The sequence below is a fragment of the Pseudoalteromonas espejiana DSM 9414 genome, assembly GCF_002221525.1.
Taxonomy (GTDB): domain Bacteria; phylum Pseudomonadota; class Gammaproteobacteria; order Enterobacterales; family Alteromonadaceae; genus Pseudoalteromonas; species Pseudoalteromonas espejiana.
Genome location: NZ_CP011028.1, coordinates 381,697 through 394,815, shown reverse-complemented (window position 1 = coordinate 394,815; position 13,119 = coordinate 381,697). Strand labels below are relative to the sequence as shown.

At 38.1% G+C, this 13,119-nt stretch carries 9 protein-coding genes; 2 read left to right on the top strand and 7 right to left on the bottom strand.

Annotation, left to right across the window (positions count from 1 at the left end):
- Position 1: 1 nt before the first annotated feature.
- On the bottom strand, positions 2–1,543 hold the full coding sequence (locus tag PESP_RS01775; RefSeq protein ID WP_089346502.1) for a site-specific DNA-methyltransferase: 1,542 nt from the start codon (positions 1,541–1,543) through the stop codon (positions 2–4).
- Between the two features lie 462 nt (positions 1,544–2,005).
- Between PESP_RS01775 and PESP_RS01770 the strand changes: the two genes are divergently transcribed.
- Positions 2,006–2,326, top strand: coding sequence for a hypothetical protein (locus PESP_RS01770; protein ID WP_089346501.1), 321 nt, complete (start codon positions 2,006–2,008; stop codon positions 2,324–2,326).
- Between the two features lie 157 nt (positions 2,327–2,483).
- On the opposite strand, the gene PESP_RS01765 is transcribed toward PESP_RS01770, so the two are convergent.
- From PESP_RS01765 to PESP_RS01740, 6 genes are all read right to left on the bottom strand, one after another.
- The gene (locus PESP_RS01765; protein WP_089346500.1) at positions 2,484–2,918 is read right to left on the bottom strand and encodes a hypothetical protein; all 435 of its coding nucleotides are present in this window, start codon (positions 2,916–2,918) and stop codon (positions 2,484–2,486) included.
- On the bottom strand, positions 2,918–4,984 hold the full coding sequence (locus PESP_RS01760; RefSeq protein WP_089346499.1) for an integrase: 2,067 nt from the start codon (positions 4,982–4,984) through the stop codon (positions 2,918–2,920). The genes PESP_RS01765 and PESP_RS01760 overlap by 1 nt, the downstream gene beginning before the upstream one ends.
- Complete coding sequence (locus PESP_RS01755; protein ID WP_174694367.1) at positions 4,977–6,536, bottom strand: site-specific integrase; 1,560 nt, start codon at positions 6,534–6,536, stop codon at positions 4,977–4,979. Before PESP_RS01755 ends, PESP_RS01760 begins: the two co-directional genes overlap by 8 nt.
- Entirely contained in the window at positions 6,533–7,864 is a 1,332-nt protein-coding gene (locus PESP_RS01750; RefSeq protein ID WP_089349073.1) for a site-specific integrase, read from the bottom strand. The genes PESP_RS01755 and PESP_RS01750 overlap by 4 nt, the downstream gene beginning before the upstream one ends.
- Before the next feature lie 152 nt (positions 7,865–8,016).
- Positions 8,017–8,721, bottom strand: coding sequence for a single-stranded DNA-binding protein (ssb, locus tag PESP_RS01745; RefSeq protein ID WP_089346498.1), 705 nt, complete (start codon positions 8,719–8,721; stop codon positions 8,017–8,019).
- Between the two features lie 20 nt (positions 8,722–8,741).
- Complete coding sequence (locus PESP_RS01740) at positions 8,742–10,109, bottom strand: MFS transporter (RefSeq protein WP_089346497.1); 1,368 nt, start codon at positions 10,107–10,109, stop codon at positions 8,742–8,744.
- Positions 10,110–10,272: 163 nt separating this feature from the next.
- Between PESP_RS01740 and uvrA the strand changes: the two genes are divergently transcribed.
- Positions 10,273–13,092 (top strand): excinuclease ABC subunit UvrA, encoded by a 2,820-nt coding sequence (gene uvrA / locus PESP_RS01735; RefSeq protein ID WP_089349072.1) that lies wholly within the window; start codon positions 10,273–10,275, stop codon positions 13,090–13,092.
- Positions 13,093–13,119: the final 27 nt, after the last annotated feature.

Sequence of the window (13,119 nt, the reverse complement as noted above, 5' to 3'; positions counted from 1 at the left end):
CTTATCTCCCTCTTACATCATAAGGTATTTGCTTAAATATGATATTCTCACTTTTTAAACGGGCAGCTCCCATACGGCTCGTTTCACCATAGATGACTTTTTTACCGCCTTTTGCATCTAATGGATGCTCTGGAAGCATAGCCAAAACCTTAGATGTTAAAACATTGCCGCCATCAGGTCGTTTGTCACCTAAAATTCCGTTGTAAAGCAGGTAATAAGCAATACCATTGTTTACTCCTAGAAGTGGTGACTTTTCCTTTTGTTCTAATGATCTTCTGGTATCGCCATACCAAATGTGTGCTGCAAGTGCATTAAAGCTAATACCATTTTTTAATGAGCCATTTTCATTAAATATTACTTCACCTAGGCGATAGAACTTAAAGCCACCGCCACCTTGCCAATTAACATCTTTAGAAATGCCACCGCTTTCACCATCTACCACTTTTTGCAATCTTGGCTGGCAGTGAGTTACAGCATGTTCACCTAGCTCAATACCAATAAAATTTCGATTCATTTTTTTTGCAACTGCCGCCGTAGTTGCTGAACCTAAAAAAGAATCAAGCACCAAATCATTTTCATTAGATGCAATATGAATTATTCTTTGGATTAACTTCTCAGGTTTTGGAGTAGAAAAAGGTGACTCAGGAGTTAACTTTGAGACTTCCCTTTTAGCGTCTTGAGTATGACCGACATCTTGCCATAGCCATACCGATTGCGGGACGCTAGTATTATCAATTGTACTCAAAAACCTTTTAAACCTAGGTGTATTATTACCACCGTCTTTGCCCCACCATATCATTTTATTTTCTATATGTTTCTTGTGAGTTTCTTGATTATATCTCCATACAGCTGTTTTTGACGGCCAAATTTCTTCACCTGTATTAGGTTGGATGATAGGGTAATAAAGGTTTGGTCTCTCAGTAGAGCTTTTATTACACTTATAGTTATCTGATTGCCACATCCCTCTCGGGTCGTTATCGGGATTTTTATAAGCTTTGTTTGATTCGATATTCCGAGGTAACTTATTTGGTATCCAACTTTGTCTAGATTTTGCATAGACAAAAATGTGATCATGGTCTTCACTTAACGCTTTGGCATCATTTGACGCTGCGTACTTTTTTTGCCAAATTGAATTAGAAATAAAGTTAGCTCTTCCAAAAATCTCATCACATATCACTTTGAAATAATGGGATTCATTATCATTCAATGTAATCCAAATCGAACCATCTTCTGAAAGCAACTGATGCAATAGCTCTAATCTCGGATAAATCATTGAGAGCCATTTACTATGTTCAAGGTTATCATCATAATGCTCAAATGCACTTTTTGTATTATAAGGAGGGTCTATAAAAATACATTTTATTCTACCCGAATGTGTAGGAATTAATGCCTTTAACGCTTCAAGGTTGTCCCCTTGAATCAGCATGTTATCAGTATTTTGTTCACCGTAAGATAACTCAGGAACATGCTCAAGTAATCGGTACTGACAGTTTCGCGCTGTTACAACAGCTTGTTCTTTATTTAACCATTGCAAAATCGGCATTTAGCCTCACTCCTTTCTTTTCAATTCTAGGCGATAAATAGCCAGTATATTTGAGTAAATTTATCACAACGACTACATTGTATCACTGACTGTTCTGTTATTTTGATAGCTCATACTTTTTAAATATGGCTCTAAAACTACTTATCTTATGCGTTATCTAAAAATCTCTCGTACTAAACTTGTAACAACAATTTTGAACATAAAAAGTACAATCTTTATAAACTCACAACATATGTCTAATCTAATTGCATAGCAAAAACCCTAACTTTAAACATTGTATCTGTAACCAGAGAAAATAAATTCAATTAATACACTTAGCATTTATTTAAAACTCCGTATCACTATCACCCACTTAGTTACTATGTACTTACAGCAAGCATTTTTAATAGATAAACTGCCTATTTACCCAACTAAAATTGGGTGCTATATCTACATTAACAGCTCTTATTCTCTGGATTGCTAATGGATATTACAAAACAAAAGAAACATGAAATTGTTAAAAGAATAAACTATGAGATAGAAGTCATCACAGAGAAATGCTGCCAACAACAAATCAAAAGCCAATTAATAACACCATCATGGAATTTTGACTTAGATTCTGTAATAGCTACAACAAAACATTACGAGTCAATTATGAATCAAGTGATTTCTTTACAGTTTGACCATGCTAAATCTAACTCGATAAATACCATTGTGCCTGATGGCATCATGAATAATCTTGCAAATATTCTTATTATACTTAACATCGCTGCGGAATTATTTGAACAAAGAGAGCAAGAGTAATGACTTCGTAAAACACTCTGAAGAGGCTGTAAAAGGCTTTTAGCTACACTTCACAACACATCTATTACACTTCCACTTAAAATGGCTTTAAAGGCGTTTTAACGAGCTTAATCGCCATTGATAACTTATAGCTAAGAGGTATTTACAATGATTGTTGTCACTTAGCTCTATTTACAGCTGTCAGTGGTTTATTTAAAACTTCAGGTACATCATCTAAACGACTTACTCGAATACCATTAATATAAGCATTGTATTGCCACAAGATAAATCTCTCTTTAAACCTATTATTAACTGTCGTTAGTCGAGATACTTCAGCTTCAAGCTCTTTAACTTTATTTTTAAGGTATTCATTCGTTACATCTTTTTCTACTTGTACAGTTGAATCCTTTGATTCTCGTAACTCTACTTTCCGTCTACTATAACTGCTCTGTATAACTTCATAAGCAGCTAGAGATTGACGTTCTACCTTATCTTTACCTAAAGCTACTGCGACCTTTTCACATAAAGAAGACCACGTTAACTTTCCTTCCCATGTATCTATAATTTTAAGCACTTCCTGAATGCTATCTTCAGTAATTATTATTTTAGGCATTACTTTATCTCCAATAGTGCATAGATATCATCATCTAAAGTTATAGATTCAGGTTGCTTAATATCATGCTCTAATCCTTTTTCTCGTAAAATTTCTTTAGTTGGCGAAGGATCAAATTCTTCTGGTATACGAATTGGTGTTCCATCTGGCAAGTCATCATTTTCTAATAATCTAATTTTTGTTCTAATATGTGATAATCTCCAACCCAGGGCACTAACCCACCGATCCGCCCCAAAAGCACCTTTTTCATGATTTTCAACTGCTTTGTTAAACTGCTCTGCTACCTGTTCTTCTCTTTTTTTAAGTAGGTCTAATGAAGAGCTGTAACCTTTAATGCAAACTAACTCTTTACACGTTTCACAGTCACCATGACGTTGACAAGGCATCATTGCAAAATCGTGTTCGCAGACACCAAACTCAGTAACTATCGCAACACCAATAAGATCTTTACCAATATCCTCATAAGAAACGGGTAAGTTAATATTTATTTTATCTAATGCTGTAGCATTTTCAGGGATTAAAATATTTCGAGCAGTTTCACTTTTTTCATCTTCAGTCCTATGATCATAGTGTTCATTATCAGATACTTTTGCTCTTCCCGCCCAATTTGCCAGTGTCAATTCATCCATTCCCCCTCGCTCAGCTTTAGTAGATAACCAGTGCCTAGCATTATGTGTGGGGATTGCTATTGGCTTACCTTTTTCAGGGGATTCAATGCTATATTTTGCCCAAAGAGATCTACCATCACGACTACTTTTTTGCACAAAACGATCGTTAATTTGATTAAGGGTTGGAAGTTGGAATGAATAATTTCGAGGCTCAAAGTCAGAATGAAATTCATTTTCTCTATGTAGTAAAAGCGCCTCAGAAGCCTTTACCTTTGAACTTTGATCTATGTAAGGCCAATTATTTAATTTCGATGTATATAAATCGTAAAAATATTTGCCGAGAGCATTATATGTGATCTGCTCATTACCTTCTCTATAAAGCTGTCCTAACCATTTTGTTTTATTGTACATCTGTGATGGGCGATCCATTTCCATCCCTATTGCAGCAGCTAATTCTAAATAATTTAAAGCGTTATCGTCACCAAAAGAACTTGAAGTTAAACACTGCTCATGACGCATAAAAACATTTGGATTCTCTTCAGCAAATTTTGCAGCTCTTCTTGCTGGCTCACTTATTTTTTCTAAACGCTTTACCGCTTCTACAACTACGTCTTCCATTACTGTCGGAATCCACTTCAAACCAGCTTTACCACCCTTAGCTGGTTTCCATCTAATCCCAAGTTTTTTAATTCCTGCTTTATCTTCTTCCCACTCTAAACAATTTACAGGTAGACTTGTTAATTCAACCCCCCTAGAAGGGGCAACCATGAGCAGAGCCATAATCGAGGTGTAATATTCCGCTTCAATACTCAAATTTGGTGCATCATGAAATAGCTGAGCAACTAGCAACATCTCTTCATCACTAGGAAGCTTTTTTGATCTATGCTCTTTACCTTTATCATCTAACAATATGGTTAAGTCTTTTTGCTTTTCATATGGATTAGACCATTCAGGAAATGATGGGGTGATTTGCTTACTTCGACAGAAGTCTAAAATTTTCTCTAACTGATAACCTATTTTATTAAGAGCACTTTTATCTGAGTATCTTTTAGATAAAACATTGGGTAGTGCATCAAGAACAACACCATCTAACTCTAGTATGTCGGCGCTACCTTTAGTAATTATTAGCGCCTCTTCAATCACCCTTAATGCTTCCATATAACGCTGTAAATTGGATACTGGATTAAGAGAATAAAAATAACGAATGTAGGCTTTGGCAAAATCTATAAAAGGAGATCCTAGTGGAGTGTAAGCATATGAACTATATGGTTTTGTATTTGTTGAAAACCTAGCAACTGTATTTCGATTAGACTTTCCGTATGGGGTCTTCCATAGGTTGTTTATCCAACAACCTGTACCAAAGGCTGTTAGTTCATTTTTGCATAAGTGAATAAATTCATTTAAGTTTTGTTTAGCAGTTGATTCAACTTTAGGGGTAAATTGAACTATATTATCCATTTTTTTCTTCCCCTCTAGCTGCTTTAATTTTATTGCATTTACTAACAACTTCTTCGACAGCCAAAATTAATCGATCCCTTGAGGATGCAAACTGTACACTGCCAGAAGTTTTTAATCGTTTTTCTTTTTCTTCATACAGAGATTCAAGAACATCTTCGTGAGGAGCATCTACCAAAGGTCTAAATTTTTGACATACATAACAAGATGCAAACCCATTCACGCAAAAGTCATTTGTTCCACAAGCACCAATAGCTTCATTATTACTATTAGGAATCTTGGCTGTGGGGTCGTTACCACGCTCTCCATCAGTCAAATCCTCAATGATTCTACCCAAAAATGCTTTAGCAAAAGGAGCTAACTGCTTTCCGACAGCCTTATCTATATATTGAACAGTATCAGCTGTATTTTCTGTATAAACTTTTACATTTTGACTATCAGAGTGATCAAGAGCTTCAGCAATAATCCTTGCACCAATACCTTTTCTTCCTAAATTTGTGCCGCGAGTATGCCTAAACCTTCGAGCTGTTATTTGAATAATATGACCTGTTCGTTCTGAAATAGCTCTTTGTTTTTTTTCAAATAGCCTTAAGTAAATATCTCCGAGATCTCTAGCCCTCATATGTAATACTTCAGACTTTAATAGGCGTATATCTAAATTTAATAATTGCTCTCTTAATTTTTTGCACTCAGTAAAATCAACAAAAATCGGGATAAGCTTTTGTTCTTCATCCGTAAGTTTCTGCATGAAAATGCTTTCTATTTCAGACTTTTGTTTGGCAATAAGGTTTAATATAATAAGGTATAATTCTTCTGTTATTGGCAATCGATTAGAAACACTTCTAAATTTCAACCCTCTCTTCTTAGCACATGGTATATTTAAGAAATAAGAATTACCCTCTTTATATAAATCACATGCTTTCAAGTCTCTTATTTGCTTTGGTCGCCTTGCTGTGGCTTGTAATAAATTTATATATGCATAACAATCAAATGAAATGGTTTCATTTCTCCATAAATCATTTAACTCTTGATTAATAGCAAGCACCTCATTCTCTGTATAAGCTCCTGTATATGGACATCTATTTAGTACAGATTCACCTTTAAGATTACCTGTGATAGTTAATGACTCCAATAATTCAACTATCTCAGAAGTCACACCGTAGTAACCGAAATCATGCCATGAAATTAAAAAGCCTTTTAATGCACCGAGATACCATTCGTGCTCTTTAGATAATGATGCTTTCCAATTAAGAATTGTAGTAACGCTCAACTCTTTAAGATCTGTACTCCTAACCATTCGCTGAAATTGAAAGTACATATTTGAAGTATGGTGTGCTGAAAGATCTTCTGCATACCTCCCTAGTGTAGAGCGAAAACCATTTAATAACTTTTCTTCTATAGACAATATTTCGCTTTGAAATGTGATTGATATGTCTTTATTTAACACCCATTTATCTGAAGCTATATCGAATGTATAACCATCCTTCGACTCTCTGAATTGACCAAGGTTTACAACTCTAGCTAAACCCTCAGTTGACTGTATATTGTTACTCATTTGCTCTCCTTGCTAGGTGTTAAGCTGTGAATTTTTTCTTGTAATATCTCCTGCTCCTCAAGAATCACCTTATTTGCTTGCTCAACAATATGACGCCTATTATAAATATCCCCTGATTTTTCTGAGCTATGACCCATTAAATGTTTACGCATTTTGGCTTCTTCTGCTGAATCAATTAAGGCTTGAGATGACTTACCTTCAGACGCTGCTTTCGCTCGAATTTCATTAATCTTATCAACTTTTCTAGAGAAATCTTTATTCCACTCATGTCTGAATAAATGGGCATGGATTTGAGAAAACCTTTCATCCACTTTTTTCATTTTAGGGATAATATCGTTATCGAAATAACTTTCACTTATAGGCTGGCCTTGAGTTAAACACTTTCGATGTGTAACAAATATGTACGGATGCTTGTTAGCATTTGGAGTTTTGGCTCTATCCTCTAAAATATAACTATCTAATAATTTTGCAGTTTCAGATTTAATAGGCAGTTTACGTTCTTTAGTCTTACTGACGGGTTGTTTTTTACGAGGATCAAAAATATCATCATGATTACGTTTAATCCAAATACTTGCCTTATCTCCATATAAATCAATATGAGTCATTTCAAGTGATAGTAATTCACCGCGCCTAATACCTGTTTCTCTGATCAGTTTGAATATAAGAAAGTTTCTTTTTCTTACTGTCTCATTCTTGAAGGGGTTTAATGGATGATTCGGATTAGCAACTTCCATAAATTCATCAAGTAAGCCATCAGGCAAAGACATAGCAAGAGACTCATCCCTTACAGTTAGACTTTTACCTTTAGGACGAGCTTTTTTTATGCTTTTTAACATTTCGTCAATTTCAGTAGCAGTAGCCCTACAATTACGATATTGATTCGTAATTGTAGCTAAAAAATGAAGATACTCTGCTACTGTTGTCATTCGATTATAATGGTGATTTCGACTCACAGAGGCAACTGTAGTAACGAGTTTTGAAGAACTTTGAAGGTTTAAAACCCTACTCGATGTAAGCGGTTTAATTTGTTCAAGCTTTTTAAGCTCTGTAACATTTAATTTTAGATACTCTCGTAAATCAATAATATCTGCGTGCGTTAAAAACCTTCCTTCTTCAAACTCCGAAACTAGACAACGCTTTTTCTCCTCTAACCATTGATACAAGCACAAAATAGCCTTAAGTCTATTGCTAATTGTATTTACTGCCATCGAAGATCGTAGTTTAGTTGTAACATAAAGAGTTGTGTAAAAATGAGGCATTCCATCCTCTTCTAGTAAAACAGGATATCGTTCTCCATTATCAAAAACTAAGGTTTCTAATTTATACACAAACACTCCTTTATTTACACTTTTATTTACTATAAGTCTAAATCTAACTAGAGGTTTGTCAATATTAAAGTGTAAAAAAAGAAAACCCAGTAATGACACTGGGTTATGGTATGCTTAGATCTCTATTCTTACACTCTTAGTTTAACTGTGTGCTAAAAAGGAATATCGTCATCAAAATCGATTGTTGGTTCCATTGGGTTTGACGCGCCGCCTTGTGGGGCATTTTGCGGCTTAGGTGCAAAACCACCTTGCTGCTGTGGTGCGCTATTTTGCCCAGGAGCAAAGCCACTATTATTTGATTGCTGGTATTGGTTGTTTTGCTGTGGAGCAGGTGCAGCAGCTGGACGCTGTGCTGGCGCAGCTTGTTGTTGTGGTGCGTATCCACCTTGCTGGCTGTTTTGACCTTGGTTGTTTTGACCATAGCCACCACCTTGCTGATTATTTTGGTAACCGCCACCTTGTTGGCCGCCTTGATTACCTTGATAGCCACCACCTTGCTGATCGCCACCGCGAGCGCCTAGCATTTGCATTTGCCCAGTAAAGCCATCGACAACAATTTCAGTTGTGTATTTTTCTTGGCCTTGTTGGTCAGTCCATTTACGTGTTTGAAGTTTACCTTCTACATAAATTTGTGAACCTTTACGGCAGTATTCACCAACAATTTCAGCTAGTTTGCCAAAAAATACTACACGGTGCCATTCAGTTTTATCAACCATTTGGCCAGTGTTTTTATCTTTATAGCTGTCTGACGTTGCTAAGGTAATATTTGCTACACCATTGCCATTAGGCATGTAACGAACTTCAGGATCTTGTCCTAAATTACCAACCAAAATTACTTTGTTCACACCGCGTGCCATGGAACCATCTCCTATAAACGTTAGATTAAACCAGCTACTTTACGTGCTTGGTCTAGGTCAAATTCTTTATCATTAATCTTTAAATAGCTGCGGCTTTCGTCGCGTACTACTGTTGCTTCTATTACGCCAGGTAAAGCAACTAGCTGAGAAGCAAGTGTTTGGGCTTGCTCTTCAGAACTTAAATTGGTCATTAAACTAATAACTTTACTTTTCGGTGGGACTTGCATTTTCCACGCAATAATAAGCCATATTAACCCAACAAGTGCCGCTGCCGCAAACACAGCTTGCGTACTTGTTGTTTGTGCTACGTAACCACCTAAAATACCACCTAAAAAAGCCCCTAGAAACTGGCTAGACGAATACCCGCCCATCGCCGAACCTTTCTGGCTAGCGGGCGCAATACGCGATACAAGCGCAGGCATAGTGGCTTCTAAAAAATTAAATGCAACAAAATAAAGCAGCATACATATGGCAATACCAACCACACTATTTACCCAAATAGACATAGCAAACATACTAATAGAAAGCAGGGCTACTGAGCCAATAAACGCCTGTTTTTCTTTTTCTTTTTTAATGGCAATAATCATAATTGGGACCATTAAAATAAACGCTAAAAGCAGTACCGGAATATATAAATACCAGTGGTGGTTTGCCACTAAGCCATCTTTTATTAGCTGACTCGGTAGTACCACAAAAATAGTAGTTAGCGTTAAATGCAGCAGTAACACACCTGCATTTAAACGCGATAACTCTGGGTGTTTAATAAGTTTTTTAATGTCACTAAAGCTTGCCAAGGTATCGCCTTTGGGCGCCTTATTAACGGCATTGGGTACTAAAAACAAAATAATGCCAATACCAAATATAGCCAGTATTGCTGTTAACCAGAAAACGCCTGAAACACCCCACGACGCAGCAACAATCGGGCCTAATAACATCGCAAAGGCAAAGCTCATGCCTATGCTCATACCAATCACAGCCATTACTTTAGGGCGTTGTTCGTCGCGGCTTAAGTCGCTGGCAAAAGCAAGTAATGCACTCGCTATCGCGCCCATACCTTGCAGCGCTCGCCCAACAGTAACCATTTGAATAGATTCGGCAAGTGCAGCAATAACAGAGCCCAGCGCAAACACAACTAAGCCACCAACAATTACTTTTTTACGGCCTATTTTATCTGACAAACGCCCCATAGGGATTTGTAATACAGCTTGGGTTAAACCATAAGCACCAATTGCAAAACCTATCCACATAGGCGAAAAACCATCAAGCGATTGGCCATAAATAGCCAATACAGGCATCAGCATAAACAAGCCGAGCATTCTAAATGCAAACACACTCGCCAGCGATACAGCGGCGCGCTTTTCTCGTGAATTAAGTGAAGATGCGGTCATTATCTGCGTAATCTTACGATATGAAAAATTTAGGGTGGGATTCTACCACAAGCTTGGCAATAATTAATCGCCTATAAGTAAGGATTTTTTCGATGATCATTGATTAATAATGTTTCGTATTATGCGATACTGGACAAATAATTTTGGTAATAAACGAGATAGCATGGAAAACATTGAAGTCCGAGGCGCCCGCACGCACAATTTAAAAGACATCAGCCTAACCATCCCACGTGATAAATTAATTGTTATCACAGGCCTATCTGGTTCGGGAAAGTCATCACTGGCATTTGATACTTTATATGCAGAGGGGCAGCGTCGTTATGTTGAGTCACTTTCTGCCTACGCAAGGCAATTTTTATCGTTAATGGAAAAGCCTGACGTTGATCATATTGAAGGCCTCTCTCCCGCCATTTCTATTGAGCAAAAATCAACATCGCACAATCCTCGCTCAACAGTAGGTACCATTACCGAAATATACGATTACTTACGTTTAATGTTTGCCCGCGTGGGCGAACCACGATGCCCAACTCACGACTTACCGCTGGCAGCTCAAACAGTTAGCCAAATGGTTGATACCGTTTTAGCACTGCCAGAGGGCACTAAGCTGATGCTTTTAGCCCCAGTGGTTAAAGAGCGTAAAGGTGAGCACGTAAAATTACTTGAGCAGCTTGCAAGCCAAGGTTACATTCGTGCCCGCATAGACGGCGAAGTATGTGACTTATCAGATCCGCCAACGCTTGAACTTCACAAAAAACATACTATTGAAGTGGTTGTTGACCGCTTTAAAGTAAAAGATGGCCAGCAGCAGCGTTTAGCTGAGTCATTTGAAACCGCACTTGAGATGTCTGGCGGTGTGGCAAATGTAGCCTACATGGACGACAGCAGCATTGAAGAAATGCTGTTTTCAGCCAACTTTGCCTGCCCTACCTGTGGCTATGCAATGACCGAATTAGAGCCACGTTTATTTTCGTTTAATAACCCTGCCGGTGCATGTCAAAGCTGTGATGGTTTAGGCGTACGCCAATACTTTGATCCTAACCGCGTAGTACATAACCCTGAGCTAAGCTTGGCAGGTGGTGCTATAAAAGGATGGGATAAGCGCAGTTTTTATTATTTTCAAATGCTTCAAGCAGTAGCCGAGCATTATAAATTTGATTTAGATGTACCGTTTGAAAAGCTGGCTAAAGAATCTCAAAAAATTATTTTAGAGGGCTCAGGGCAAACAAAAATTGCTTTTAATTACCGTAATGATAGAGGCGATTTAATAACACGCAACCACGAGTTTGAGGGTGTGTTAAACAACATAAACCGTCGCTATCGTGAAACTGAGTCGAATTCGGTGCGCGAAGAGCTCGCTAAATATCAAACTAGCCAAGCGTGCCCTAGTTGTCATGGCTCGCGTTTACGCCAAGAGGCACGCCACGTATTTATAGGTCAAACAAACCTGCCTGCTATTACTACTATGAGTATTGGCGAAGCGATGGACTTTTTTGAAGGGTTATCACTTACCGGTCAAAAAGCCCAAATAGCAGAAAAAATTCTAAAAGAAATTCGCGACCGTTTATCGTTTTTAATTAATGTAGGCCTTAATTACTTATCACTTGAGCGCAGTGCCGATACCCTCTCCGGTGGTGAAGCGCAGCGTATTCGTTTAGCCAGCCAAATTGGCGCGGGCCTTGTAGGTGTAATGTACGTACTGGATGAGCCATCAATTGGTTTACACCAGCGCGATAATGACCGTTTATTACAAACATTGGTACATTTACGCGATTTAGGTAACACCGTGATTGTGGTTGAGCATGATGAAGATGCGATTCGCGCAGCCGATCATATTATTGATATTGGCCCAGGCGCTGGTGTACACGGCGGGCATATTATTGCACAAGGTACACGTGACGATATTTTAGCTACAAAAGACTCAGTAACTGGTCAGTTTTTATCAGGCGTGCGCAAAATAGAAGTACCTAAAGAGCGTAACCCAACCGGCGATAAATGGCTTGAGCTATTTGGTGCAACAGGGAACAATCTTAAAAACGTAGACTTAAAAATTCCGTTTGGACTAATGACGTGTATTACCGGTGTATCTGGCTCTGGTAAATCAACACTCATTAACGATACATTATTTAAACTTGCGCATACTGAATTAAATGGCGCAACCACAGCAGAAGCCGCGCCTTACAAATCAATTAGTGGCCTTGATCATTTTGATAAAGTAATTGATATTGACCAAAGCCCAATTGGCCGTACACCGCGTTCAAATCCTGCAACTTATACCGGTATTTTTACGGGCATTCGTGAGTTATTTGCCGGAACACAAGAATCACGTTCTCGCGGGTACAAAGTAGGTCGCTTTAGCTTTAACGTTAAAGGTGGGCGCTGTGAAGCCTGCCAAGGTGATGGCGTAATTAAGGTAGAAATGCACTTTTTACCTGATGTATATGTACCATGTGATGTATGTAAGGGCGCGCGCTACAACCGCGAAACCTTAGAAGTACAATACAAAGGTAAAAACATCCATCAAGTACTCGAAATGACCGTTGAAGATGCGCACGACTACTTTGATAAAATACCTGCAATTGCGCGTAAGCTTAAAACGCTAATGGATGTAGGTTTATCTTATATTCGTTTAGGACAAGCTGCTACCACTCTCTCTGGTGGTGAAGCTCAGCGTGTAAAACTAGCTCGTGAGCTTTCTAAACGAGACACAGGTAAAACACTTTATATACTTGATGAGCCAACAACCGGCCTTCACTTTGCCGATATTGAACAGCTACTTGTTGTATTACATCGCCTGCGAGATCATGGTAATACCATCGTGGTCATTGAGCATAACTTAGATGTGGTTAAAACCGCAGACTGGGTGGTTGATTTAGGCCCTGAAGGGGGCGCTGGCGGCGGCGAAATACTCATTGCAGGAACGCCTGAAGAAGTTGCCGAATGTGAACGATCGCACACAGGGCATTACCTAAAGCCATTGCTTTAATATAGCTTAATAAAAAGTACTTCTAAA

What these genes read in the sequence shown, in the direction of transcription:
- PESP_RS01770 (WP_089346501.1), top strand. Translation starts at nt 2,006, where the DNA reads ATGGATATTACAAAACAAAAGAAACATGAAATTGTTAAAAGAATAAAC.
- ssb (WP_089346498.1), bottom strand. Translation starts at nt 8,721, where the DNA reads ATGGCACGCGGTGTGAACAAAGTAATTTTGGTTGGTAATTTAGGACAA.
- uvrA (WP_089349072.1), top strand. Translation starts at nt 10,273, where the DNA reads ATGGAAAACATTGAAGTCCGAGGCGCCCGCACGCACAATTTAAAAGAC.
- PESP_RS01775 (WP_089346502.1), bottom strand. Translation starts at nt 1,543, where the DNA reads ATGCCGATTTTGCAATGGTTAAATAAAGAACAAGCTGTTGTAACAGCG.
- PESP_RS01760 (WP_089346499.1), bottom strand. Translation starts at nt 4,984, where the DNA reads ATGGATAATATAGTTCAATTTACCCCTAAAGTTGAATCAACTGCTAAA.
- PESP_RS01755 (WP_174694367.1), bottom strand. Translation starts at nt 6,536, where the DNA reads ATGAGTAACAATATACAGTCAACTGAGGGTTTAGCTAGAGTTGTAAAC.
- PESP_RS01740 (WP_089346497.1), bottom strand. Translation starts at nt 10,109, where the DNA reads ATGACCGCATCTTCACTTAATTCACGAGAAAAGCGCGCCGCTGTATCG.
- PESP_RS01765 (WP_089346500.1), bottom strand. Translation starts at nt 2,918, where the DNA reads ATGCCTAAAATAATAATTACTGAAGATAGCATTCAGGAAGTGCTTAAA.